Annotated in this window: 27 protein-coding genes; 11 read left to right on the top strand and 16 right to left on the bottom strand. The window is 62.2% G+C overall.

What is annotated here, in order from left to right:
• Positions 1 to 79 precede the first annotated feature (79 nt).
• From K3180_RS06560 to K3180_RS06520, 9 genes are all read right to left on the bottom strand, one after another.
• Positions 80 to 352: a phosphatase PAP2 family protein gene (locus tag K3180_RS06560; protein ID WP_425594519.1), complete on the bottom strand. Its 273-nt coding sequence runs from the start codon at positions 350 to 352 to the stop codon at positions 80 to 82.
• A 28-nt stretch (positions 353 to 380) separates the two neighbouring features.
• Complete coding sequence (locus K3180_RS06555; RefSeq protein WP_221539191.1) at positions 381 to 1,076, bottom strand: hypothetical protein; 696 nt, start codon at positions 1,074 to 1,076, stop codon at positions 381 to 383.
• A 121-nt stretch (positions 1,077 to 1,197) separates the two neighbouring features.
• Positions 1,198 to 1,455 carry an ATP synthase F1 subunit epsilon gene (locus K3180_RS06550; RefSeq protein ID WP_221539190.1) on the bottom strand — a complete coding sequence of 86 codons (258 nt, stop codon included), beginning with the start codon at positions 1,453 to 1,455 and terminating at the stop codon, positions 1,198 to 1,200.
• Between the two features lie 4 nt (positions 1,456 to 1,459).
• Positions 1,460 to 2,917, bottom strand: a complete 1,458-nt coding sequence (gene atpD, locus K3180_RS06545; RefSeq protein ID WP_221539188.1) for a F0F1 ATP synthase subunit beta — start codon at positions 2,915 to 2,917, stop codon at positions 1,460 to 1,462.
• A gap of 20 nt (positions 2,918 to 2,937) precedes the next feature.
• A complete protein-coding gene (locus tag K3180_RS06540) occupies positions 2,938 to 3,300 on the bottom strand; it encodes a hypothetical protein (protein WP_221539185.1) in 363 nt (120 codons plus the stop codon).
• A gap of 12 nt (positions 3,301 to 3,312) precedes the next feature.
• Complete coding sequence (locus K3180_RS06535) at positions 3,313 to 4,185, bottom strand: F0F1 ATP synthase subunit gamma (RefSeq protein ID WP_221539183.1); 873 nt, start codon at positions 4,183 to 4,185, stop codon at positions 3,313 to 3,315.
• A gap of 27 nt (positions 4,186 to 4,212) precedes the next feature.
• Positions 4,213 to 5,742: a F0F1 ATP synthase subunit alpha gene (gene atpA / locus K3180_RS06530; RefSeq protein WP_221539181.1), complete on the bottom strand. Its 1,530-nt coding sequence runs from the start codon at positions 5,740 to 5,742 to the stop codon at positions 4,213 to 4,215.
• 12 nt (positions 5,743 to 5,754) lie between these two features.
• A complete protein-coding gene (locus K3180_RS06525; protein WP_221539179.1) occupies positions 5,755 to 6,309 on the bottom strand; it encodes a F0F1 ATP synthase subunit delta in 555 nt (184 codons plus the stop codon).
• Between the two features lie 274 nt (positions 6,310 to 6,583).
• Positions 6,584 to 8,233 carry a S1 family peptidase gene (locus tag K3180_RS06520; RefSeq protein ID WP_345719434.1) on the bottom strand — a complete coding sequence of 550 codons (1,650 nt, stop codon included), beginning with the start codon at positions 8,231 to 8,233 and terminating at the stop codon, positions 6,584 to 6,586.
• 38 nt (positions 8,234 to 8,271) lie between these two features.
• Between K3180_RS06520 and K3180_RS06515 the strand changes: the two genes are divergently transcribed.
• Positions 8,272 to 9,312: a bifunctional transcriptional activator/DNA repair enzyme AdaA gene (locus K3180_RS06515; RefSeq protein ID WP_221539178.1), complete on the top strand. Its 1,041-nt coding sequence runs from the start codon at positions 8,272 to 8,274 to the stop codon at positions 9,310 to 9,312.
• Positions 9,313 to 9,460: 148 nt separating this feature from the next.
• On the opposite strand, the gene K3180_RS06510 is transcribed toward K3180_RS06515, so the two are convergent.
• Together K3180_RS06510 and K3180_RS06505 are read right to left on the bottom strand one after the other, a co-directional pair.
• A complete protein-coding gene (locus K3180_RS06510) occupies positions 9,461 to 11,071 on the bottom strand; it encodes a tetratricopeptide repeat protein (protein WP_221539176.1) in 1,611 nt (536 codons plus the stop codon).
• A gap of 91 nt (positions 11,072 to 11,162) precedes the next feature.
• Positions 11,163 to 13,340 carry a primosomal protein N' gene (locus tag K3180_RS06505; protein ID WP_282098537.1) on the bottom strand — a complete coding sequence of 726 codons (2,178 nt, stop codon included), beginning with the start codon at positions 13,338 to 13,340 and terminating at the stop codon, positions 11,163 to 11,165.
• 54 nt (positions 13,341 to 13,394) lie between these two features.
• Here K3180_RS06505 and K3180_RS06500 point away from each other — a divergent pair, with 54 nt between their 5' ends.
• Complete coding sequence (locus K3180_RS06500; RefSeq protein ID WP_221539172.1) at positions 13,395 to 14,108, top strand: DUF4197 domain-containing protein; 714 nt, start codon at positions 13,395 to 13,397, stop codon at positions 14,106 to 14,108.
• Position 14,109: 1 nt separating this feature from the next.
• Here K3180_RS06500 and K3180_RS06495 read toward each other — a convergent pair whose 3' ends face one another.
• Positions 14,110 to 15,468 (bottom strand): serine hydrolase domain-containing protein, encoded by a 1,359-nt coding sequence (locus tag K3180_RS06495; RefSeq protein WP_221539169.1) that lies wholly within the window; start codon positions 15,466 to 15,468, stop codon positions 14,110 to 14,112.
• A gap of 150 nt (positions 15,469 to 15,618) precedes the next feature.
• Between K3180_RS06495 and fsa the strand changes: the two genes are divergently transcribed.
• The 5 genes from fsa (at position 15,619) to K3180_RS06470 (ending at position 21,344) form a co-directional block, all read left to right on the top strand.
• Positions 15,619 to 16,278: a fructose-6-phosphate aldolase gene (gene fsa, locus K3180_RS06490; protein ID WP_221539168.1), complete on the top strand. Its 660-nt coding sequence runs from the start codon at positions 15,619 to 15,621 to the stop codon at positions 16,276 to 16,278.
• 9 nt (positions 16,279 to 16,287) lie between these two features.
• The gene (cobT, locus tag K3180_RS06485; protein ID WP_221539166.1) at positions 16,288 to 18,114 is read left to right on the top strand and encodes a cobaltochelatase subunit CobT; all 1,827 of its coding nucleotides are present in this window, start codon (positions 16,288 to 16,290) and stop codon (positions 18,112 to 18,114) included.
• On the top strand, positions 18,114 to 18,785 hold the full coding sequence (locus tag K3180_RS06480; protein ID WP_221539164.1) for a nitroreductase: 672 nt from the start codon (positions 18,114 to 18,116) through the stop codon (positions 18,783 to 18,785). Before cobT ends, K3180_RS06480 begins: the two co-directional genes overlap by 1 nt.
• A gap of 54 nt (positions 18,786 to 18,839) precedes the next feature.
• A complete protein-coding gene (gene cysS, locus K3180_RS06475) occupies positions 18,840 to 20,285 on the top strand; it encodes a cysteine--tRNA ligase (protein ID WP_221539162.1) in 1,446 nt (481 codons plus the stop codon).
• Between the two features lie 120 nt (positions 20,286 to 20,405).
• Positions 20,406 to 21,344 (top strand): D-2-hydroxyacid dehydrogenase, encoded by a 939-nt coding sequence (locus K3180_RS06470; protein ID WP_221539160.1) that lies wholly within the window; start codon positions 20,406 to 20,408, stop codon positions 21,342 to 21,344.
• Here K3180_RS06470 and K3180_RS06465 read toward each other — a convergent pair whose 3' ends face one another.
• The gene (locus tag K3180_RS06465; RefSeq protein WP_221539157.1) at positions 21,345 to 21,698 is read right to left on the bottom strand and encodes a hypothetical protein; all 354 of its coding nucleotides are present in this window, start codon (positions 21,696 to 21,698) and stop codon (positions 21,345 to 21,347) included.
• Positions 21,688 to 21,900, bottom strand: coding sequence for a hypothetical protein (locus tag K3180_RS06460; RefSeq protein ID WP_221539156.1), 213 nt, complete (start codon positions 21,898 to 21,900; stop codon positions 21,688 to 21,690). Before K3180_RS06460 ends, K3180_RS06465 begins: the two co-directional genes overlap by 11 nt.
• Before the next feature lie 169 nt (positions 21,901 to 22,069).
• On the opposite strand from K3180_RS06460, the gene K3180_RS06455 reads away from it, so the two are divergent.
• From K3180_RS06455 to K3180_RS06445, 3 genes are all read left to right on the top strand, one after another.
• Positions 22,070 to 22,708 (top strand): S24 family peptidase, encoded by a 639-nt coding sequence (locus K3180_RS06455; protein WP_221539154.1) that lies wholly within the window; start codon positions 22,070 to 22,072, stop codon positions 22,706 to 22,708.
• 112 nt (positions 22,709 to 22,820) lie between these two features.
• Positions 22,821 to 23,150: a hypothetical protein gene (locus K3180_RS06450; protein ID WP_247710368.1), complete on the top strand. Its 330-nt coding sequence runs from the start codon at positions 22,821 to 22,823 to the stop codon at positions 23,148 to 23,150.
• A 102-nt stretch (positions 23,151 to 23,252) separates the two neighbouring features.
• The gene (locus K3180_RS06445) at positions 23,253 to 23,894 is read left to right on the top strand and encodes an MBL fold metallo-hydrolase (protein ID WP_160727005.1); all 642 of its coding nucleotides are present in this window, start codon (positions 23,253 to 23,255) and stop codon (positions 23,892 to 23,894) included.
• A 7-nt stretch (positions 23,895 to 23,901) separates the two neighbouring features.
• On the opposite strand, the gene K3180_RS06440 is transcribed toward K3180_RS06445, so the two are convergent.
• Together K3180_RS06440 and K3180_RS06435 are read right to left on the bottom strand one after the other, a co-directional pair.
• The gene (locus K3180_RS06440) at positions 23,902 to 24,300 is read right to left on the bottom strand and encodes an MAPEG family protein (RefSeq protein WP_221539152.1); all 399 of its coding nucleotides are present in this window, start codon (positions 24,298 to 24,300) and stop codon (positions 23,902 to 23,904) included.
• Between the two features lie 36 nt (positions 24,301 to 24,336).
• Entirely contained in the window at positions 24,337 to 24,501 is a 165-nt protein-coding gene (locus K3180_RS06435) for a hypothetical protein (protein WP_221539150.1), read from the bottom strand.
• Positions 24,502 to 24,539: 38 nt separating this feature from the next.
• Here K3180_RS06435 and rpmF point away from each other — a divergent pair, with 38 nt between their 5' ends.
• The gene (gene rpmF / locus K3180_RS06430) at positions 24,540 to 24,722 is read left to right on the top strand and encodes a 50S ribosomal protein L32 (RefSeq protein ID WP_040965823.1); all 183 of its coding nucleotides are present in this window, start codon (positions 24,540 to 24,542) and stop codon (positions 24,720 to 24,722) included.
• Positions 24,723 to 24,730: the final 8 nt, after the last annotated feature.

The raw sequence follows: 24,730 nt of genomic DNA, 5'->3' as shown, positions 1-24,730 counted from the left end.
AGATCTGTCGGTATGCCTGCGGGCGCGCGAAGTGTAAAATCGCTTGTCGGCTCCCGACTGCTGTTGGTCGAAACGTGTTCTACCGGTCGGTTTTGGAATAAAGCACAGGGCGTCGGCCAAGCGTTAATTCACGTCCCTCTAACCAGCCGAGATATTTGCCTGCCAGCCACCAGACGAGCAGCACTAGCGGTGCTGAAACGAGGCCGTCGGTTGCGTAGTGCCATCCCAGGTGGATCGACCCGATGTAGATGGCTGCTGCATAGGTCCAGCCGACGAGGGTAAGCACTTTCACCCGATATCTTTGAATCCACAGAGCCGCGGCGACGGCAATTGCGACGTGGATCGATGGCATGGCGGAAATACCGCTAATCAAAAGCGGGTTATCCATGGTTGCGATCAAGGCGTCCTTGATCCCGATGACTGACGGAGCGCGCTGCTGCAGGACCGAGAGCATTGGATCGAAGCTGCGATCGGCGAAGAAGTCTCCGACCATTACGGGCCCGACCGATGACATCAGCATGGCTGCCCCCTCCAAGTACCAGCCAGATAAACTGCAAGATTAGGGTAAAGCGGATCTTCTGGATCTCGTCGAACGAGAAAGCCACCCAGACCGCCAAACCGATGTGAACGAAGTGCCATGCGTTATAGAGCCAAACTATCGGTTGTGTCGCCCAACCAAACAGGGCGTGGGTGATCCTCCATGGATCGGTTCCGAAGAACAGGAATCGGTCGAGTTCGATCAGGAAGGGATCGAGGTAGAACGGTATCACGAAGGGGATCGATTTCTTGATCCCGCTGAACGCTTCGAGCGTGACTGCAAGCGAAAGGTAGAGGGCAACTGCCCATAGTAGCTTGGGCCAATGCTCTCGTATGTCGCTGACTAGCTGGCGCGTGGGCGCTGGATGACGTTTCAGCATCAGGCGAAATGGCTGCGCGCAGATGAAAAGCGGAATGACGAGAACAGCTATCGTAACAAACGAGTTGCCCCGGCTGTTGTCGGGTAGGGGCAAGGATGCAGCGGCAAGGGCAATCGCTATGACCGTCAGATAGCCGAATGAAATTCCGCGAAGCACCATCCTGCTGGGTTATCCCGCACCTACGGACCGGGAAAGTTACGAATTGGCATTACCCCCAACTGGAAGCAAAAAGGGCGACCCAAACGGGCCGCCCTTCAAATGCTCTAATCTATGCGCAGGCTCAGCCTTCGACGTGTTCCGCCAGAACCGTGAGGCCCTTTTCGCTGACTTCGGCGAAGCCGCCGCGCACTTCGATCGTCTCGGGGGCAGAGCCTTCGGTCTTGTACACCTGCACGTCGCCATCGTGGATGGTGGACATGAAAGGCGCGTGGCCCTCGAGCACGCCGAAATCGCCTTCCGCACCGGGCACGACGACCATGTGGACGTCTTCCGAGCGGACCAGTTTTTCCGGCGTGACGAGTTCGAAGTGAAGGGCCATATCCTTACGATTCCTCGGCGAGCTTCTTGGCCTTCTCGACCGCTTGGTCGATACCGCCGACCATGTAGAAGGCGCTTTCCGGCAGGTGGTCGTATTCGCCGTCGACGACAGCCTTGAACGACTTCACCGTGTCTTCAAGCTGAACGAACACACCCGGGATGTTGGTGAAGACTTCGGCCACGTGGAACGGCTGCGAAAGGAAGCGCTGGATCTTGCGGGCACGGGCCACGGTCAGCTTATCTTCTTCGCTTAGTTCGTCCATACCGAGGATGGCGATGATGTCCTGGAGGCTCTTGTACTTCTGGAGCGTTTCCTGGACGCGGCGGGCGGTTTCGTAGTGTTCCTGGCCGACGACGCGCGGTTCCAGAACGCGGCTGGTCGAGTCGAGCGGGTCGACTGCCGGGTAGATGCCGAGCTCGGAGATGGCGCGGGACAGGGTGGTCGTCGCGTCAAGGTGGGCGAACGAGGTTGCCGGTGCCGGGTCGGTAAGGTCGTCGGCGGGAACGTAGATGGCCTGGACCGAGGTAATCGAACCCTTGGTGGTCGAGGTGATGCGTTCCTGCAGGTTACCCATGTCGGTCGACAGGGTAGGCTGATAGCCCACGGCCGAAGGAATACGGCCGAGCAGTGCGGACACTTCCGAACCGGCCTGCGTGAAGCGGAAGATGTTGTCGACGAAGAACAGCACGTCCTGGCCTTCCTCGTCACGGAAATATTCCGCCATCGTCAGACCCGAGAGAGCGACGCGGGCACGTGCGCCAGGAGGTTCGTTCATCTGGCCGAAGACCAGTGCGACCTTCGAGCCTTCAGAGATGGCTTCGCCAGCTTCGTTCTTGGCGATGACGCCGGCGTCGAGGAATTCGTGGTAGAGGTCGTTACCTTCGCGGGTACGTTCACCCACACCGGCGAAGACGGACACGCCGCCGTGGCCCTTGGCGATGTTGTTGATCAGTTCCTGGATCAGCACGGTCTTGCCGACGCCGGCACCGCCGAACAGGCCGATCTTGCCGCCACGCGCATAGGGCGCGAGCAGGTCGATGACCTTGATGCCGGTTACGAGGATGGCCGCTTCGGTCGACTGATCGACGAACAGCGGGGCTTCCGCGTGGATGGGCATGGTGCGTTCTGCACCGACCGGGCCGCGCTCGTCGATCGGCTCGCCGATGACGTTCATGATGCGGCCGAGCGTCTTCGGTCCGACCGGGACCGAGATCTGGGCGCCGGTGTTGATGACTTCCTGCCCGCGGGTCAGGCCGTCGGTGCCGTCCATCGCGATCGTGCGGACGGTGTTCTCACCGAGGTGCTGTGCGACTTCGAGAACGAGCGTGTTGTCGCCGTTCTTCGTCTCCAGCGCGGTCAGGATCGGGGGCAGTTCACCCGGAAAGGCGACGTCGACGACGGCGCCGATGACCTGGGCGATGGTGCCGTTGGGGCTCTGGTTAAGTTTGGGTGCGGTGGCCATGATATCGGTATCCTACTGGCTCAGGAGTCTTGGTGGTGAGCGCCGTGCTCGGCACAAAGGTTTTCGGCGTCTTCCAGCATCCAATCGGTATTGTCTTCGTTGGCGGCCAGAGTGGCTTCGTGACGCAGGTATTCGTCTTCGCCGAGGCTGAATTCGCACGAGACGGTATCGGCACCCATCGCACGGCGGCAGATGGCTTCGCTGACCGGTTCCGCGCCTTCACAGGTTTCGGCGAAGGTCCGCTTGAAGAAAGCCTGGTCGGGCGGAGGAAGCGTGCTCTCGGGTTCTGGCGCAGCCACTTCAGTGGCAGCCGGTTCGGGCGCAGACTCTTCGCCGCAAGCGGCGAGTGCGAAAATCGGAAGGAGGAGGGCGAGTTTCTTCACTTGTGGCTTCCTTTAAAGGGCTTCCGCACCGGCGATGATTTCGATCAGCTCGGTGGTGATGGCGGCCTGGCGGCTGCGGTTGTACTGGATCGTCAGCTTCTGGATCAGCTCGCCCGCATTGCGCGTGGCATTGTCCATAGCAGTCATCGAAGCGCCCTGTTCCGACGCCTCACGCTCGAGCAGTGCGCCGAACAGCTGCGTCTTCACATAGCGCGGCAGAAGCTCTTCGAGGATTTCCTCTTCGCCCGGTTCATATTCGACCACGGCATCGCCGCCGGTGCCTTCGCCTTCCGGCGCCGGAACGGGAATGAGCTGGTCGACCGTGGGATCCTGCGCAAGCGCGGATTTGAAGATGGGGTAGACGAGGTGCGCAACATCGAATTCGCCGCTTTCGAAGCGGGCGATCAGATCGTCGGCGATTTCCTCGGCTTCCTCGAAGCCCGGCTGGCGCACGTTCGAGGTGTCGTAATGCTTCTTGATCCGGTCGGCATAGTCGCGCTTGATGGGTGCACGGCCTTTCTTGCCGACGAGATAGAACTCCACGTCCTTGCCTTCGGCGATCAGCGCCCGCGCCTTGACCTTGGCGGCCTTGACGATGTTGGCGTTGAGACCGCCGCACAGGCCCTTGTCGGTGTTCACGACGACCAGCAGGTGGCGCTGGTCCGAACCGGTGCCGCGCAGCAGCTTGGGCGCGCTGTCGCCGCTCACCTTGCCGGCGAGCGAGGCCATCACGCCCGACAGCCGTTCGGCATAGGGACGCGCGGCTTCGGCAGCGGCCTGCGCACGGCGCAGCTTGGCCGCAGCGACCATCTGCTTGGCCTTGGTGATCTTCTGGGTCGACTTGACCGAGTTGATCCGGCCCTTGAGTTCTTTAAGCGAGGCCATGACGGCTCCCTGTTAGTCTCGTGGGTCTCAGGCGAACTGCTTGGCGAAGGTCTTGAGCGCGTCGACGACCTTGTCCTTCACATCGTCTTCGAACTTGCCGGTGGTGCGGATGGTTTCGAGAACGTCGCCGTGCTCTGAACGCATGTAGCTGAGCATCTGTTCTTCGTAGTCGGTCACGCGTTCCACCGCGACATCGTCGAGATAGCCGTTGGTGCCGGCGAAGATCGAAACGGTCTGTTCTTCGAAGGGCATGGGCGAGAACTGCGGCTGCTTGAGCAGCTCGGTCAGGCGCGCACCGCGGTTGAGCAGCTTCTGCGTAGCGGCGTCGAGGTCCGAACCGAACTGCGCGAAGGCGGCCATTTCACGGTACTGCGCGAGGTCGAGCTTCATCGAGCCCGAAACCTTCTTCATCGCCTTGGTCTGGGCGGCACCGCCCACACGGCTGACCGACAGGCCGACGTTGATGGCCGGACGGATGCCCTGGTAGAACAGGTCGGTTTCGAGGAAGATCTGGCCGTCGGTGATCGAGATCACGTTGGTCGGGATATAGGCCGACACGTCGCCCGCCTGCGTTTCGATGATCGGCAGCGCGGTCAGCGAACCGCCGCCATTGGCCTTGCTCATCTTGGCCGCGCGCTCGAGCAGGCGGCTGTGGAGGTAGAACACGTCGCCCGGATAGGCTTCACGGCCCGGAGGACGACGAAGCAGCAGCGACATCTGGCGATAGGCCACGGCCTGCTTGGAAAGGTCGTCGTAAACGATCACGGCATGCATGCCGTTGTCGCGGAAGAATTCGCCCATCGCGCAGCCGGTGTAGGGTGCGAGATACTGCAGCGGAGCGGGCTCCGATGCGGTTGCGGCGACGACGATCGAATATTCCATCGCGCCGTTTTCTTCGAGCTGCTTGACGATCTGCGCCACGGTCGAACGCTTCTGGCCGACCGCAACGTAGACGCAGTAGAGCTTCTTGCTCTCGTCGTCGCCTGCGTTCAGTTCCTTCTGGTTGATGAAGGTGTCGATCGCGACGGCGGACTTGCCGGTCTGACGGTCGCCAATGATAAGTTCGCGCTGGCCGCGGCCGACGGGAACGAGCGCGTCGATGGCCTTGAGGCCCGACTGCACGGGTTCGGAAACCGATTCACGCGGAATGATGCCCGGCGCCTTTACTTCGACGCGGCGGCGTTCGGTCGATTCGATCGGGCCCTTGCCGTCGATCGGGTTGCCGAGGGCGTCGACCACGCGGCCGAGCAGGCCCTTGCCGACGGGAACGTCAACGATGGTGCCGGTACGCTTGACGGTATCGCCTTCGCCGATTTCGGTGTCGGCGCCGAAGATAACCGCACCGACATTGTCGGCTTCGAGGTTCAGGGCCATGCCCTGGACGCCGTTGGCGAATTCGATCATCTCGCCGGCCTGTACGTTGTCGAGGCCGTGGATACGGGCGATGCCGTCACCGACCGAGAGAACGGAACCGACTTCGCTGACTTCGGCTTCGCTACCGAAGTTGGCGATCTGGTCCTTGATGACCTTGGAGATTTCTGCGGCGCGGATATCCATGTGTTTTGTCCTTTAAGCCTTCATGGCCTGGGCGAGCGAATTGAGACGGGTACGAATCGAGCCGTCGATACGCTTCGATCCGATGGTGACGACGAGGCCGCCGAGCAGTTCGGGGTCGACCTTCGTGGAAAGTTTGACAGTGCGGCCTTCGCGGGCCGTGAGCTTGCTCTTGAGATCGGCAAGCTGCGCATCGGTCAGCGCGTGGGCGCTGGCGACTTCGGCGGAAACCTCCCCGCGCTGGGCGGCGGCGATGGCGCGGAAGGCTCGGATGATGCCCGGAATCTGGCCCAGCCGGCGGTTCTGCGCCAGCGTGCCGAGGAATTTCTGGGTCAGGTCGGAAAGGCCCATGATCGCGGATACACCCCACAGCGCCTTTTCGGCCTGACCGCGCGTCACGCGCGGATTGGTGGTGAGCAGCTTGAGTTCGGGCGATTCGGCAAGACCGGCCTCGAGCTTTTCGAGGTCCGATTCGACCGCCGTGACGGTCCCTGCCTCGCTGGCCAGATCGAATAGGGCCGAGGCATAACGCCCTGCCAGGCTAGCCTGAATACCGGCGGAAATATCCACGCGTCTCTCGTCCTCTAAGGGTCGGAAAAAAGGGTCTGTCGGTCCCAGCCGTTATCGGACGATTATGAATCGCCCCGGCAAGGTTGGCGCGCGCCTAGCAAAGGGGGTGGAGCAAGGCAACCCGAGTCAAGCGGCTTAATGTTGGGACTTCGGTGCGGCAGTCCATCGATCGGCCAGTATATCGGGCTTGCGGCGAGGCTCTGGCGGAGTGGGGTCGGCGGGCCGGCTCTTCCACGCGCGAGGCGCAGGTAGCCGTTGAGGCCCTCTTATATATCTACTCGCGCGCCTCGCACTGATAGACCAGTCGTTCGTTAGGCTGCTGCGGCAGCTGGCCGAGCACCTCGCCTTGCAGATCGCCCAACTGGCTGGCCGCGCCTTCCTCTCCGCATTTGGGAGCGGTATATTTGCTGCGCGCCTCGCGCGCCTCGCTCATCGCGCTGCGCGAAAGCAGGTAACGTTCGGAACGGAAGATGCGGCGGTCGGGGTCGAAGCTGTTGACCGAAACGGCGTCCTCTTCATTGGGAACGAAGACGCGCGACCAGCTGCCCGAAGCATAACCATATTGCGTACGTTCGTTGACACAGCCCTCGGCAGTCCAGTCGAACTCGATATCAGGCGCTTCGGCGCTGGTGATCCGGCTGCGTTCGGGCAGGAGGCGGCACACCAGCTCGGCATCGCCATTGGAATTCACCGCGAGTGGATCCTTGCCGCCCGAACCCGTGGAGCCTTCCTGCATCTCGGCCGCCACGCGGCGATCGATCTCGTCCAGACCGGGGCGGGTGAGGAAAGCAATGAGGGCGACCACGACCAGGAAGGCGGAAATCCCGAAGGCGATGTTGATTTTCCTGCGATGCAGTTCTGCATTCTCTGCCCCGGCATCGAAACGCTCGTGCCTGCTCCACGCCCAGAGGCCGATCCCGAAGGCGGCGAGCAGAAGAACGAAGGCGAGCGCCATGCGATCCTCGCGGTCCTGCGCCACGCTCAGCTGTGCCTTCAGCAGGGCACGCTCGCGCCGTTCGCGGGTTTCCTCGGCGCGCTGAGCAAGGCTTTGCATTGCTTCCATCTGTTCGCGTTCGAGCCGCTCCTGCTCGGCAGCGTCGAGTTCCTCGAGACTGCGGCAGACATTGTCGTTCAACCTGGGTTCGACGCCGTTGGCCCGCAGGAAAGGCACCAGTTCGCGGTTGGAGACCGCGAAGAAGAATTCGGCATCGCCGCCTTCATTGTCCGCACCGAAGCTGTTGACCCCGACCACACGGCCGCAGGGGTCGAGCAGCGGGCCGCCCGAACTGCCGCGCGCAATCGGCGCGGTGTGAAGGATCGTATCGAACTGGCGGCTCGGACGTTCGCCCGAAACATAGCCGAGGCTTTTCACCGGCGACATGGAGCGGAAGATGTCGGCCAGATCCAGCCCCTGCGCCCGGTCGACGTTCATGGGGTAGCCCACGCTCGTCACCTGGGCGGCGCTTTCGATCGGCCGCCCCACCAGCGCCAGTGGGGGGAGGCGCAGGCTGCCCGTCAGCTTCACCAGCGCCAGGTCGTTGCGGGCGTTCACCGCAGCCAATTGGCCATACACCGCCTCGCCGCCGCCGCTCGGCACGATGCCGATGCGCAGATCCGCATCGTTCATCGCATCGCGGACGACATGGGCATTGGTGACGATCAGGTCCTGTCCGACCGCAAATCCCGTACCGTGGCTGACCGGGAAGATTTCCTCGCCGTCATTGCTGATGATGACCACGCGCACGACGCCGCGCGCCGCGGCATCGATGTCGGCAGGATCGGCATGGGCCAGCGCAGGCGCCAGAAGCGCGAGCAGGGCGGCAATAAGAGAGAGAAGTCGTCCCATCCGCGGCCCTCTTAGCTGGCCCGCGACATTGACCGCAAGCTTCGGGATGCGCCGGTCCGCAGCTTTTGCGATTGCCAAGCTTGCAAGAACGCTATTGGCGATGAAGGATGACAGCCATGACCCGAACCGAGGACCTGACCGATGACGATCGCTGGCGCATTGCGCTGGCCAAGGACCGGCGCTTCGACGGCGTCTTCGTCACCGGTGTCCATTCGACGGGCATCTATTGCCGCCCTTCCTGCCCGGCGCGCGCGCCCAGGCGCGAGAACGTTCGCTTTTACGCAAATTGCGACGCGGCCGAGGCGGCAGGCCTGCGCGCCTGCAAGCGCTGCGCACCGGACCAGCAAAGCCGCGAGGAGGCGGCAGTACTGGCTGCGCTGAAGGCACTGCGCGAGGCGGAAGAGGCGGTTTCGCTCGAACGCCTGGGGCAGCTTACGGACTATTCGCCGACACATTTCCAGCGCATTTTCACCCGGGCGGTGGGCCTGTCGCCCGCGGCATACCAGCGCGCATTGCGCCGCGAACGGGCGGAAGAGGCGCTCCGCGAAAGCGGCAGCGTGACACAGGCGATCTACGAGGCCGGCTACGGCGCACCCTCGCGCTTTTACGAAGACAGGAAGGGCAGCGGTATGAGTGCAAGCGACTGGAAGGACGGCGGCGCGGGCCGCACGATCCACTGGAGCACAGTCGATACTTCGCTGGGAAGTATGCTTGTCGCCGCGACCGAGAAGGGGGTTTGCTGCCTGTCCTTCGGCGAAGGACAGGCCGAATTGCGCGCGCGCTTCCCGAAAGCCAAGCTGGTCGAGGGCGGCGAAGAGTTCAGCGAGCTGTTCGAATCGGTCACTGCCGCGGTCGAACAGCCCGGGGCTGCTACGGGCGCCGATATCCCGCTCGATGTAAAGGGCACCGCATTCCAGCAGCGCGTCTGGCAGACGCTCCGGGAAATTCCTGCCGGCGAGACCCGCAGCTATGGCGAACTGGCCGCCGCGCTGGGCAATCCAAAGGCCAGTCGTGCGGTCGGAGGAGCAAACGGGGCCAACAACATCGCAGTCCTCATTCCCTGTCACCGCGTAATCGCGTCTGACGGAGGGTTGGGGGGCTATGCCTATGGTACGAAGATAAAGGCGGAACTGCTGCGGCGGGAGAAAGGGGAGTAAGGACGATTGCCCACGCAGGCTGGCAAAATCGTGGGCCAGTTGGTCGCCTAGGACGGAGTCTTGCATCTCGATGTATACGCAATCAATGCGTACACATCGATATGCCTAGTAGGAAGAATGCTTTGCTGATCAAACCCTAGTGAGGAGTTCAGGCTTCTCCCACCTCTTCACCACAATCCTCTTTTTCTTCGTCGCTCTCGTCCTTGTCGTCATCCTTGTTATCTTCGGCGGCAGGATGTTCGGGCTTGAGACGCTCGAGCAAGCGCTCTTCCTCCCCTTGCTCGAACAGTTCGAGTTCATGGGCGAGGCATCGGGCCTGACGTGTGCCGTGACCTGTCTGGATCAGGGGGGTCAGGAGCGACTTCGAGATTCCGACTTCGCCTTCTAGAAGGAACATATGGGCCAGTGCCTGGCGGATCGGAGTGTCAAAGGGCGCATATTGATAAGCGCTTTCGAGTGCAGCCTTGGCATTATCGGGCGTTTCCTCGTCCGACAAAAGGTAAGTAAGGTAATAGCCGTAGAGCGGGACCGGGTGGTCCTGCTCCATGTTATTGGCCGTGATGAATCGTTCGCGCGCCTGCTTCATCATCTCCGGATTATCCTGCGAGCGCATCAGCGAAGTGTTGGCAAGGTAGATCGCCGCTTCGGTCGATTCTGGTTCGATCGCCAGTATTTTCTGAGCAAGATCCTCGGCCTCCGAGTAGTTCTTGTTGTCGAATTCGACCTCGGTTGCTGCCAGTAGTACAGGCACGCTCTGCGGATAACGGCTCGCAAGCGAACGCGCTTCCGGAAGCTGCTTTGCCGCCGCATCTTCATCCACGCCGACCTTGGAGCGGATCATCAGGTCAATCCGGGCTTCCTCGTCTTCGCGTAGCTTGCGGATTTCGACGGCCGGTTCCTGCTTGTTCATGTAAGGTGCCTTGAGCACCTTTGCGGCACCACGGCGATAGTCGTTCATGTCTTTTTCCAACTGGTCCAGGTCGCCGAACGCATGTCGGGCAGCCTCAAGCCGGTCTTCACCGCGTGCGAGACGTGTCACATAGTCGGTGATTTGCGGTCGGCGCTCAGGCGTGAAATTGAGCAGACTGGCAAGCAGCCATCCATGCCCATAAGTGCGTGCAACCGTTTCACGATTGCGCTCCCCTGGAGCGAACATTTCCTCGACATCGATGTTCACCGCCATGATTTCATAGCTGCGCCAGGTCGGGGCATCGCCGATTACAAAACGGTCTCCGTCGGAACGAAGGGTGGAAAAAACTTCGGCAAATCCTTCGCGGTACCAGGCGGGGTACGGTGCATTGCGGTGCTGGTACATGAAGTAATGCACATATTCGTGAAACAACACGGCCTTCGGATCTAGATCCATCCCTTCGACGCGACCCTGGTTGCTGCGGCTATAGGTCTTGTTCTGTGTGCGCGGAACAAACGCATAGGAACCGGAAGCACGCGGAATGAAAAAGCCGCCGATCCCGCTTCCTGGTGCACCGGCCAAGCTCGCCATGTCCTTGGTCTGTCCATAGCGGAACACAGTAACTTTGGAGGAATCGGGCAGGCTGCCATCGTCCGGGCCAACGCCGCTGATGATCCGCAGGACTTCGTCCAGCCGTTCTAATTCGCGTGCAAATTCCTCGACCGCGTCGCGATCATCTTCGGCATAAATGTTGAAATGCTCGGTTTCGGCGAGATACCAGTCGGCTGCGGAAGCAGGCGTGGCAAATACTGCCGTCAAGGCAGTGACGATAAAAATAAAAATGCGCATCCTGCAGACCCCAAGTAGTGGGGGCGCACAATCATATAGAAGAACTCCCCCGAATCCCTGCCAGCGAGGCTATTACAACCGGCCAGCAGAATCAAACGAAGCTATAGGGATCGACATCCACAGCCACGCGTACGCCGGGCGGGTGGTCGAGTCTTCCGAGCCATTGGCGGATGACGTCCTGCAATTGCACGCTGCGCCGGGCGTTCATCAGCAGGCGGTAGCGATAGCGGCCGCGTAGCAGGGACATCGGGGCGGGGGCGGGGCCGAGGATCATGCAGTCAGGCACATCGGGCCTCGTATCTCCAATACGGCGTGCGGCTTCGCGCGCTTCGGATTCGTCTTCCGAAGAGACGATGATCGAGGCCCAGCGGCCGAAGGGCGGGGCACCGGCATCGCGGCGCATTTCGGTCTCGGCGGAATAAAAGGCGTCGCGGTCTCCGGCGGCGAGCGCGGCAATGACGCTTGCCTCGGGGTGGCGGGTCTGGATCAGGACCTCGCCTGGCTTCGAGCCGCGACCTGCGCGTCCTGCGACCTGCGCGACCTGCTGATAGGTCCGCTCGCCCGCACGCAAGTCTCCACCCTCCAGACCGAGATCTGCATCGACCACTCCGACCAGTGTGAGCTCGGGAAAGTGGAATCCCTTGGTGACGAGCTGGGTGCCGACGATCACGTCGATCTCCTTCGCCTCAACCGCGGCGATGAATTCCGCTGCCCGGCCGGGCGAATTGAGCGTGTCCGACGTGGCGACGAAAACGCGCGCTTCGGGCAGGCGTTCGGCCACCTCGTCGGCAATGCGCTCCACCCCCGGGCCGCAGGCGACGAGGCAATCGGGTTCGCCGCATTCCGGACAGGCTGCCGGGCTGGGCGTCTCGTGGCCACAATGGTGGCAGGCGAGGCGGCGGGTGAAGCGGTGTTCGACGAGCCAGGCGGTACAATTGGGGCACTGGAAGCGGAAGCCGCAATGGCGGCACAGGGTCAGCGGGGCGTAGCCGCGCCGGTTGAGGAACAGCAGCGATTGTTCGCCGCGTTCAAGCCGTTCCGCGATACCGTCGACCACCCGCTGGGCGAGCCACATGCCCTGCGGCGGTTTCTCCTCGGTCAGGTCCACGATGTCGATGTCCGGCAATTGCGCGCCGCCGAAGCGGCTGGGCAGATCGACCTTCGCGTAAATACCGCTTTCCGCCATCTGCAGGCTTTCGAGCGCGGGCGTGGCGCTGGCGAGGATGATCGGGAACTGCTCGAAATGCGCGCGCATCACGGCAACATCGCGCGCGTTGTAACGCACCCCGTCTTCCTGCTTGAAGCTGGTTTCATGCGCCTCGTCGACGACGATCAGACCGAGGTTGGCGAAGGGCAGGAACAGCGCCGAGCGCGCGCCAACCACCACCTGCGCTTCTCCACTCGAGACGCTCCGCCATGCGCGGCGGCGCTCGGTGGATTTGAGCGAGCTGTGCCACAGCACAGGTGCGGCTCCGAAACGTTCTTCGAAGCGGTGGAGGAAATTCTCGGTCAGAGCGATCTCGGGAAGCAGGACGAGCACCTGCCTGCCCATACGCAGCGCCTCCGCGACAGGTTCGAAATAGGTTTCGGTCTTGCCCGATCCGGTCACCCCGTCGAGCAGGAAGGGCGCGAATTTCTTGGCGCGGACCGCCTCCGAGAAGGTGTTCGCCGCCTCACGTTGCGGGTCGCTCAGTTCGATTTGCGCATAATCGGGACGTGCCTCGTCATATGGCCGATCGCAATCGACCTCGACCGGTTCGAGCACGCCCTGGTTCACCAGTCCGCGCAGCACCCCTTCGGATACGCCCGCGATTCCTGCCAGTTCGCGAATGGTCGCCTGTTCGCCCTCCAGCGCCTCCATCGCCGCCTGCCGCTGGGGGGTCAGGCGTTCGGGCATTCCTCCGGTCAGGCGGTATTCCGTGATGCTCGCCGGACCTTTCAGCGCGCCGCCCGAAGACAGTGCCATCCGCGCAGCGCTGGCCAGCGACGCGACGTAATAGTCCGCAGTCCATTCGATCAGGCGGCGGAGTGGCGCGGGCAGGGGAGGGATCGGGTACAGGCCCCTCAGGTTGCGGAGTTTCTCCGCCGGAACGTCCGTGCCGGGAAGCCGTTCAGCCTCCCAGACGATCCCGACCACGGTGCGCGGACCCAGCGGGCACTCCACCACCTGGCCTAGTTCGACCGTCATGCCGTCCGGCACCTTGTAGTCGAGCGGGCCGAGGGCGGCATTGAGGACGAGGCAGCGGACGCGGTTCATCTGGCGGCTCATATGGGCCGCGTAAGCAACATGAAACAAGGGTGGGACTTTGTGAGGAGACAAGAAATGAACGATATTCTCGTGAAACCCCCAATCCTCGAACGGAAAAGCGGAAGGCGCGCATTCCTTGGTGGCCTGTCCATCGGCGGCGCCGGCCTGGCGCTGTCCGGCTGTGCCAGCCTGCCCGGTTTCAGCATGGTCGACGCGGTGCAGCGCATTCTCTTCCTGTCGAGCGAGCGCGCTTTCGCCCGCATGCTCCAGCCGGATGGATACTGGGACCAGCAGGTTGCAACCGTCGGGCTGGAAAGTCTTCTGGGTGCGCGCGGCGGTGTGCTGTCGAGCATCCTTACTTCGGCCCTGTTCAAGGACCGGCTCTACGATGCCTTCGGCGATATTGCCTATGAAGGGGCCTATCGCGCCGCACCGCTGGTGACCGATGCAGTGCGGGTCATCGGCATCCAGAACGCGATCGACCTGGTGCGCGGCGGCCCGACCGCGGCTACTTCCTTCCTGCGAAATTCGATGGGCACTTCGCTGATCGAGGCGATGGTGCCCGAACTCGGCAATGCCATGCGCGTTGCGCAGGACCCGCTGGTGGGCCAGGCGATTGCCGCCCTGACCGGCGTCGATATCCCGCAGGTGTCCAGCCGCGTGGCCGCGAGCATCGACAACACGATCTGGCGCGAAATTGGGGCGGAGGAAGCAGCCATTCGCCGCGATCCGCAATCGACGCGTGATCCGCTGATCATCGGGGTGTTCGGGGCGGGTTCGCGGCTCTAATTCACTCCGAACGGATCAGCGCCATCAGCGGGCGGATGACAGAGTCGCGCGTGGCCGTTCCGCCGCCGCTGTTGAGTAAGATCCATGCCTCGTTTCGGCGTCCTTCACCGATGAGGCTGATCAATTCGAACCCGCGTTCGGAGCCGTCGACCTGCGCCTGCTCGCTGTTGAAATGGGACTGGTTCATCGGGCCGAGCACATCGCTCGTCGCGAGATAATCGTAGAAGCTTCGCAGGTCGTTGAGGGTCGAGAACATCCCGCCACTGCCTAGCACCAGCCAGGAAGTCGGACCCCAGTTCGGCGGGATATTGGGCAGACCGACCTGCTTGCCGCCGCCGACTGCGAAAGCCTCGAGCGGCAGGCCCCTGCTCTCGCCATAATCGCCGGTCCGCTCCATTCCTGCCGGATCGAAGAAGTTCTCGCGCAGGAATTTCGCATAAGGCTGCCCGCTACGCTTCTCCACGATCGCTGCCAGCACTCCGAAAGCCCAATGCGAATGCGCATCGCCCTCTCCGGGGGCAAACAGAAGCGGTGTCGCCATGGTCCGGGCGATGAACTGTTCGCGCGTGATCCAGGTGAGGTCCGCATCGGCATCGCTGTCGTTCGCGGGGAAGTCCGGTAGGCCAGATTTACCGGTCATCATCTGGCGGATCGTCATGCCCGCGCGGTCGGTGGGTACATTGTCGAAATGGTCGGCCAGCGTATCGTCGAAGGACAGCTTGCCTTGCTTTTCGAGTAGCATCACGGCGGCGGTGGTAAAATCGATCGGCCGTGACCCGATGCCGAAAACCGTATCGCTATCAATTGTGGTGCCGAGCGCGGCGTTTCCGGTGCCGTATCCTTTACTCAGCACTTCCTCACCCCCAAGCCGCACGTGGACGAGGCCGCTGCGTCCCTCCATGTACTCGTCGATCCGCGACTCCAGATCTGCGCGGGTAATCGGCAGGGGCGGAGCGACTTCCTCGATCGACAGGCTGGCAATGCGGAAGGGCGCGGTTTCTTCGAGCGTCATGGCAATCCGGTGCTCGACCGGTCCCATAAGCATGATCTCGACACCGCCCGGCGCAGGCTGGACCATGACTCCACCGGCAGAGGCAGCAGCGTCGCGAATGGCGGTGAGGAGAGACCGGCGCTGGTCTTCGGTGGTCGAATTCTTGAAGTCGGGAGCAAATCTCTCGTTCTCGAATTCGGTAACAAGGTCGTCGATTGGCCGCTGCGCACTTTGTTCCAGCGCTTGCACATGGCCCGAAATGGCGGCCTCGACCGTTTCTGTCTGTGCCTGGGGCATCACGCTTCCCTGCGCGAGCATGCCGCTGGAAGCCATGGCAAGTAACAGTGCGGCGAGGGGTTTGACGACCATGAGGAACTCCCAATGATTACAATTGTAGTTTAACTACAGCTGTAATTATCCCGCTTTCGGCAAATTGCAACCCAGCGCGGGGTGGCGCGGGGCGGACAGCTTCCATATAGCGGTCGGGAATCGAAAACCCGCTTCTCCGGAGCTGATCATATGAAATTCTTCGTCGACACTGCCGACATCGCCGACATCAAGGAACTGGCCGACACCGGCCTGCTGGACGGCGTCACCACCAACCCATCGCTGATTGCCAAGTCTGGCCGCGACTTCATTGATGTGACCAGGGAAATCTGCGGCCTCGTCGATGGTCCGGTGAGCGCCGAGGTCGTCGCTCTGGATCACGACACGATGATGAAGGAAGCCGAAACGCTGCGGAAGATCGCGGACAATGTCTGCATCAAGGTCCCGCTGACGATCGACGGGCTGAAAACCTGCAAGAAGCTGACCAGCGAAGGCACGATGGTCAATGTCACCCTGTGCTTTTCGGCCAATCAGGCGTTGTTGGCCGCGAAAGCGGGGGCAACCTTCGTCTCGCCTTTCGTCGGCCGTCATGACGACAATGGCTTCGACGGCATGGAACTGATTGCCGATATCTTCCAGATCTATTCCAATTACGGCTTCGACACCGAAATCCTCGTCGCCTCGATCCGCAACCCTGTCCACGTGCTGCAGAGTGCGCTGATCGGCGCCGATGTCGCCACCATGCCGCCCAGCGTCATCAAGGGATTGTTCAAGCATGTCCTGACCGAGAAGGGCATCGAAGGCTTCCTCGCGGACTGGGAAAAGACTGGTCAGAGCATTCCGACTTCCTAACTGGCAAAAGTGGCAGACCAGACACCCCTCGACCTGTTCAAACAGGCGCTGACCGGCACGGCACGCGCAATTGCGCACGAGCCGGAGATCGAGGTCGCCTGGAGCGCGGATAGCCCGACGCAATCGGGCAAGAACTTCCGCGTGCCCCTGCCGGGCCGCAATCTTCCGCCCGAACAGGCGCGGGAAGCGCGGGGCTTTGCCGACAGTTTCGCGCTGAAGCTGCGCCACCACAACGAGGCGATGCACGCCAGGGGCGCGCCGCCTGAACCGATCGCGCGCGCCTGTTACGACGCGATCGAGCGGGTGCGATACGAAGCGGTCGGCTCTACCCGCTATTCGGGCATGAGGGACAACCTCGATGCGGCGGTCGAATTGCGCACCGCGAGCGATCCGATCGCACGCGCTAGCGAGGCGAAGGAGGTGCCTCTGCCCACGGCGCTCTCGCTCATGTTGCGCGAGGCACTGACCGGCGAGGAAATCCCCGACCGCGCGAAACCCGGTGTCGAGATGGTACGCGAGGAAATTCTCTCGCGTATCGGGACCGACATGGAAGACCTCGCGGGCGCATTGGACGACCAGCGCGCCTTCCAGGACCTGACGCTCGACATGTTGCGGCATCTCGAACTCACGCTGCCCGAAACGCCCGAGGACGAGGGGCGCGATGATGGCGATGACGAGGAAGGCGAAAAGCCCGAGGACGATCAGGATTCCGACGAGGAAGACGAGGGCGAGGCCCAGCCGCAGGAAAGCGACGCCCGCGGCGAAACCGTCGATGGCGAGGCCGATGGCGATGCCGAGCAGGACGTCGAGGGCGAACAGGAAATGTCCGATGGAGATCCGTCGGACGAGGATGGCGAGGGCATGCAGCCCGTCCGGCCGAACCGGCCATGGACCGACCTGCCCGAGGATTTCGATTACAAGGCCTATACCGACAAGTTCGACGAAGTGATCGAGGCGCCCGAGCTGTGCGATCACGAGGAACTGGACCGGCTGCGTGCCTATCTCGACAGCCAGCTGGCGGGTCTGCAGGGCGTGGTTACGCGGCTCGCCAACCGCCTCCAGCGCCGGTTGATGGCGCAGCAGAACCGCAGCTGGGATTTCGACCAGGAGGAAGGGCTCCTCGACGCCGCGCGACTAACCCGTGTGGTGGTCAGCCCCGGACACGCGCTGTCCTACAAGATCGAGCGCGATACCGAGTTCAAGGATACGGTCGTCACCCTGCTGATCGACAATTCAGGCTCGATGCGCGGGCGGCCCATATCCATCGCCGCGATCAGCGCCGACATCATGGCGCGCACCCTCGAACGCTGCGGCGTGAAGACCGAAATCCTCGGCTTCACCACCCGCGCGTGGAAGGGCGGGCAGTCACGCGAGCAATGGCTCGCCGACGGTCGTCCCGCCAATCCGGGCCGCCTCAACGATTTGCGGCACATCGTTTACAAAAAGGCCGACGAACCCTGGCGCCGCGCGCGCCGCAATCTCGGCCTGATGATGCGCGAAGGCCTGCTCAAGGAAAACATCGACGGTGAAGCGCTGCTCTGGGCGCACACCCGCCTGCTCGCTCGCCCCGAAGATCGCCGGATCCTGATGGTCATCAGCGACGGTGCTCCGGTCGACGACAGCACGCTTTCGGTGAATCAGGCGGGCTATCTCGAAAGCCACCTGCGCAAGGTAATCGAATGGATAGAGAAACAGTCGCCGGTGCAGCTCGCCGCAATTGGCATCGGCCATGACGTGACCCGGTATTACAAGCGCTCGGTGACGATCATGGACGTGGAACAGCTCGGCGGGACAATTATCGAGCAGCTTGCGGGACTGTTCGAGGTGGAGAATTGATGAAAGTTGCCGAAGCCGTCCTCACCCGCCGATCCGTCCGCGCATTCACCGATCAGCCGGTCGAGCGCGAGACCCTTACCCGCGTGCTCGAAAAGGCGCAGCGTGCGCCTTCGGGCGGAAACACGCAGCCGTGGCATGGCATCGTGCTGACCGGCGAGCCGATGCAGGCGCTGTTCGACCGCATCGCGCAGGAATTTCCCAAGGGCCGCGCCGCGCATGCGCCCGAATATCATATCTATCCGCCCGAACTCGACGGGGCCTATGAAAAACGCCGCTTCGGTGTCGGGGAGGACCTTTACGGCGCGCTCGAGATTTCGCGGGAGGAAAAGGGCAAGCGCCTGATGTGGTTCGCCGAGAACTTCCGGGCTTTCGGCGCGCCTGTGCTGATGCTGGTCCACACGCCCAAATACATGGGCCCGCCACAATGGAGCGATATCGGCATGTGGCTCCAGACCATCGCACTGCTGCTGCGCGAGGAAGGGCTCGACTGCTGCTTCCAGGAAGCCTGGGCGGTCTATTCCCCGCAAATCCGCGAGATGATCGACATCCCCGAAGACCACATCTTCTTCTGCGGCATGGCCATCGGCTACCGCGATCCCGAGGCCCCCGTGAACAATTTCGATGTGAAGCGTGCCCCGCTGGAGGAAAGTGTCCGGTGGGAAGGCTGGTGACTTCATTCGTCATCCCAGCTTGCGCTGGGATGACGTGACTGTATCAGGCCCAGCATGACCGACACGCCGCTCAAGCTGTTCAATTCGCTCACCCGCCAGCTGGAGGAATTCCAGCCCGTCCACCCGGGCGAGGCGCGCGTCTATACCTGCGGGCCCACGGTCTATAATTATCCGCATATCGGCAATATGCGCGCCTATGTCTTTGCCGATGTGCTGGGGCGGACGCTGAGCTGGAAGGGTTACGACCTCACCCACATCATCAACATCACCGATGTCGGCCATCTGACCGACGACGGGGATGCGGGCGAGGACAAGATGGAGAAGATGGCTGCCGAAAAAGCGCAGTCGATCTGGGACATCGCGAAGCACTATACGGAAGCCTATTGGGCCGACGTGAAGGCGCTGAACATTCGCCAGCCGGCCAAATGGTCGGTCGCCACCGATTACATCGACGAAATGATCGAGTTCGCGAAAGGCATTGCGGACAGGCACTGCTACGAACTCGAAAGCGGGCTCTATTTCGATGTCACGACGGTGGACGATTACGGGCGGCTTGCGCGCGCTGTGACCGAGGAGGGCGAGGGCCGGATCGACACGGTGGAAGGCAAGCGCAACTCGCAGGATTTCGCCATCTGGCGCAAGACGCCCGAAGGCGAGACACGCCAGATGGAATGGGACAGCCCTTGGGGCAAGGGCGCGCCCGGCTGGCATCTCGAATGCTCGGTCATGGGCGGCAAGCTGCTCGGCTTCCCCTTCGATATCCATACCGGCGGGATCGATCACCGCGAGATTCATCACCCCAACGAGATCGCCCAGAACCAGGCACATTGCTGCACCAATGGCCTCGACAAGGCCGAGAACAGCGGCGCGCGCATCTGGATGCACAACAACTTCCTCGTCGAGCGCAGCGGGAAGATGAGCAAGAGTGCGGGCGAATTCCTGCGGCTGCAACTTCTGGTCGACAAGGGCTACCATCCGCTCGCCTACCGCATGATGTGCCTGCAGGCGCATTACCGCAGCGAGCTGGAATTCAGCTGGGAAGGCCTGCAGGCTGCGCTCACGCGGCTGAAGCGCATAATTATGGCGACGGAGCGGCTGGAGGAAGAACTGGCCGGCGACCCTTCGCACCCCAAGTTCGTCCCCATGCGCGAAAAATTCGCCGCCGCGATATCGGATGATCTCAATACTTCGGTGGCACTGGTCGCACTGGAGGAGGTGCTTGCGGTGAAAAAGGTCGATGGCGGCGTGAAACGCGCGGTGATCGAGGAAATGGACCGCGTTCTTGGCCTGGGCCTGTTCGACCTGACCCGCGCGGACCTGCGCATCCGCCCCAAGTCGGCCGAAATCTCCGAAGCGGAAATCGAAGCCGAAATCATTCGTCGCAAGGAAGCAAAGGTCGAAAAGGACTACGCCGCCAGCGATGCGATCCGCGCCAGCCTTGCAGCCAAGGGCGTAGAGGTTATGGATGGCGATCCGCTGGGATGGGAATGGAAATTGTAATCCTGTCGTCGCCCCGGACTTGATCCGGGGTGGTGCTTTCTTTCGAGAGCAGGCTAGAACGACAGGCACTGGCCCGGATCACGTCCTGGCCGACGAGTTGAGGGGTTAGTTACCAACCATATGACCAAAGCCGTCCTGTCCGCCCTGATCCGACCACTGGTCGAACCGCGCCTGCCCGAATGGGTCGAGCCGCTGTGGTTCATGGATCGGGAGCAGGCGCTGGAGATGGCTCCCGAGGCGGAAATCGGCTGGTTCGACCTCAACGAGAAGGAGCCGATGGTCGAGATTGCGCGCGCCGCGACGAACCTCAAATGGCTCAATTCGATCTATGCCGGGCTCGATTTCATGCCGCTCGACCTGCTGCAGGAACGCGGCGTCACCGTGACCAACGGAGTGGGCATCAATGCGATCACCATCGCCGAATATGTCGTCATGCTGATGCTCGTCCACGCCAAGGGCTATCGCGAGGTTGTGCGTGCGCAGGACCGGCACGAGTGGCTGATGGATAGCCCCGGCAAGCGCGAACTGGCCGGTGAACGGGTATTGCTCCTCGGCCTCGGCGCGATCGGCAAGCTCATCAAGACCCGGCTCGAAGCCTTCGACATGAAGGTGGTGCCGGTGCGCCGGTCGGGCGGGGAGGGGAGCCTGCGGCCCGGGCAGTGGCGCGAGAAACTGGGCGAATTCGACTGGGTGATCCTCGCAGTTCCCTCAACCGAGGAGACCCGCCACATGATCGGCGGGGACGAGCTTGCCGCCATGCGCCCCAATGCCGTGCTGGTGAACATCGCGCGCGGCGATGTGGTGAAGCAGGACGATCTGGTCGCGGCTCTGCGGGAAAAGAAGATCGAGGCCGCCCTGCTGGACGTGACCGACCCCGAACCGCTGCCCGAGGATCACCCGCTGTGGGGTCTGGATAATGCGCAGGTCACCATGCACCTGTCCGGCCGCGCGCAGACCAGGATGTTTCAGCGCAGCGCGGATCGCTTCATCGAGAACCTCCATCGCTGGCACAAGGGCGAGCCGGTGGAACCGCAGATGGACTTGGCCGCAGGCTACTGATCACGCGTCGGCCAGCAACAGCAGCTCGCATTGCACCACCAGGCGCGGGCTGGGCAGGAGGCGATGTTCCACCTCGCCGATAGCAGCATCGGCAACCAACTGCCCCGGCAGCGTAAATTCGTGATCGGGCAGGGCGGCGATGAAACGCTCGCCCGCTTCAATTGCCTCTTCACCTGCGAACAGGAGCGAGAGGCTGTGGCGCGTGCCCGCAAAGGTGATGCTGGCCCAGGCTTTCTCGCTGTGAGTGAGGATCTGTGCGCGGTGCTCGGCAAGCGCGAGCAGGGCACTGCGGAGGCGGTCTCCATCGGAACGACGGGCGCGAGGCGGGCGCGGGGGCTTGCCTTCACTGGACATGGAGCGTCTCCCGCGAGGATTCGCCGCAGGCCGCCTCGAATCCAGACATGAAGCCGCGGATGCGCGCCTCGGTCTGGCCGCGCGGTTCGCGGCCCATCCGAAGATCGAGGACGAAGCGCGGATCATACGCTGCGAGGCGACCGAACTTGGTCGGCGGCATGTCGTGGACGCGAAGAAATTGCTCGATGCTGCGGATCAACATGTTTGTGCTCCCCATGGCTGTATCCGTTCGGGCGAATCGCTCGCCCTGTTCCTGATTCGTTCCAGCCGAAATCCTACTTGTCTAGGAAAAATCCTATGCTATAGGAATTTTCTCGCACAAGCCGCCGGTCATTGGGGTTGGAGGGCTTGGATAGCGGAAGGAGCAAGCTATGGATGGCATGACCGCAGAACGTGCCCGGCTGGTCGAACTGACCGAGAAAAGCCGCACCAGCCTCGCATCCCTGTCCGCCATGTTGGGCCGCAATCCCAGCTATTTGCAGCAATTCGTCCGCAGGGGGAGCCCACGCAAGCTGGAGGAGGCCGATCGCCGCCGGCTGGCCGAATTCTTCGGCGTGGACGAGGTCGAACTGGGGGCGGATCCCGTCATGAGTTCCAAGCGAGAATTTGACGATTTTGTCGCTGTTCCCCGCCTTGCACTCGACGCCTCGGCTGGGCCCGGTGCCTTTTCGGCGGAGGAAATTTCCTTCGACAGCTTCCGTTTCAGCCGCCGCTGGCTGCGGGAAATGGGTCTGGAAGGTGCCGACCTAACCGCGATCCGGGTGGAGGGAGACAGTATGGAACCCTTGCTGCGCAGCGGAGACGAGATTTTTGTCGATCGGAACAAGCGAGCGGGCGAAGGTGTGCATGTGGTCCGCATCGGAGACGTGCTTCACGTAAAGCAGATCCAGGCGAGCGCGCCGGGTCGTATCGCCCTGATCAGCGCCAACGAAGCTTATTCTCCGATCGAGCTGGCCCGTGAAGAGATCGAGATTATCGGGCGCGTGGTCTGGAAAGGCGGGCGGATCTAGCTGACTGGCTACTTTCAATAATCGGCAGGTGGAACAATCTCTTGCCGGGTCCGTATGTCCCATGACTCCCCCGCCTGTGAACACTATGCCGGGGCAGATACGGAGAATTCCGATGCGCAAGACCCTCATCCCTATCGCTCTGGCCGGAACCGCTATGCTCGGTGGTTGCTCAACCTATGGCGGTGGCGGCGGACTGCTGGGTGATATCTTTGGCGGCAATGACTACGGTTACAGCGGCGGGAACGATCTTGAACGCCGCGCAGCCGGTGCCTGCGGGGATGAAGCCTCACGCTATGGCCGCGTTCAGGTTGACCGTGTCGACCAGCAGGACCGTGACTATGTCTATGTCTATGGCCGGATCGACAACCGCGATTACAACCGCGATGAATTCACCTGTATCTATCGCGCGGATGGCCGGATCGTGGATTTCAATCTGAGGTAAGCTATCGCGGGCCTATCGAAGATCCCGCGGAATGCGCACTTGCGACAAGTGGGCGCGTATCTCACATAGGCCCGCATGACCCAAACGCCTTCAACCCCTCCGATGAAAGCCGGTATCGTCCCGGTAACGCCCCTTCAGCAGAACTGTTCGCTGATCTGGTGCACCTCCACCAACCGGGGCGCTTTGATCGATCCCGGGGGCGATCTAGACAAGCTGAAGGCGGCCGTCGCGAAAAGCGGGGTAGAGCTTGAGAAAATCCTGATCACCCACGGACACATGGACCATTGCGGTGAAGCGGGCGTGCTGGCCAAGGAACTTGGCCTGCCGATCGAAGGCCCGCATGAGGCGGACCGTTTCTGGATCAGCCGCCTCGATGAAGATGGCGCGCGTTACGGCATGAATTCGCAAGTGTTCGAACCCGACCGCTGGCTTGAGGATGGCGACACGGTGACGGTCGGCGATCTGACTCTCGAGGTGATCCATTGCCCCGGCCACACCCCCGGACATGTGGTTTTCTTCCACCGGCCGAGCAAGTTCGCCGTGGTGGGCGACGTCCTCTTCCAGGGCAGCATCGGGCGCACCGATTTCCCGATGGGCAATCACCAGGACCTGATCGATGCGATCACCAAGAAGCTCTGGCCGCTGGGTGACGATGTGACTTTCATTCCCGGCCACGGCCCCACCAGCACCTTCGGGCAGGAGCGCAAGACCAACGCCTTCGTCAGCGACGCGGCGCTGGCTTAGCCTCGGCCTACATCACGTCCAGAGAGATCAGCACCGCAATTGCGGCCAGTCCCAGCAGCGTCAGCATGGTGATAATCACTCCGACCTGACGGCCCTTGCCGAGTGCGCCGCCGTCCATCCCGAATCCGTGCGCCACGCGGCCAAGCATGTAGATGCCGGCGACCCATGCGAGCCATTGGTCGCCGCGGCCCGAAAGCTCTATGGCGGCTATCAGCACCAGAACGAAGGCGGTATTCTCGACGAAGTTGAGTTGCGCCCGCATACGCGCGGTAAGCGGGCCGCCCGCATCGTCTCCGATGGAAACCTTGTGCTTTATGCGCATCTGCCCGACGCGGATCGACAGCCAGAGATTGATGATCGCGGCAGCCGCGGCAGCCGTTAGCGTGACCGGAAGGACGATACCCATAGAAATTCTCCCCTTTGCGAACCCTTTCTCCCTTGGCTAGGACCATCGGCGCAGTGCGGCAATCGACCCGTCAGGATTATCCTCCACTCCGCTTGCATCGCGCGTAAAAATCGCTATAGCGCGCGCCTTCACCGTCACGGTCGGGATGTTCGCCGTCATCGCGCTCTTGTGCGTTGCCGGACCATCCCCTAGGGCGGCCACCGAAATTGACTGAAATTGTTTGAGGAACAGGTGCCGAGATGGCCGTCCCCAAGAGAAAAGTATCGCCCCACCGCCGCGGCAACCGTCGTGCACATGATTCGCTCAAGGTCGAAGCGCATCACGAATGCTCGAACTGTGGCGAACTGAAGCGCCCGCACAACCTTTGTCCGCACTGCGGCTATTACAACGGGCGCGAAGTCCTCGCTCCCGAGGGCCTTTAAGCCTCTAG

The organism is Qipengyuania huizhouensis, from assembly GCF_019711635.1.
Classification (GTDB): domain Bacteria; phylum Pseudomonadota; class Alphaproteobacteria; order Sphingomonadales; family Sphingomonadaceae; genus Qipengyuania; species Qipengyuania huizhouensis.
The sequence above is the reverse complement of the archived record's forward strand: the minus strand, read 5'-3'. Positions and strand labels throughout refer to the sequence as shown.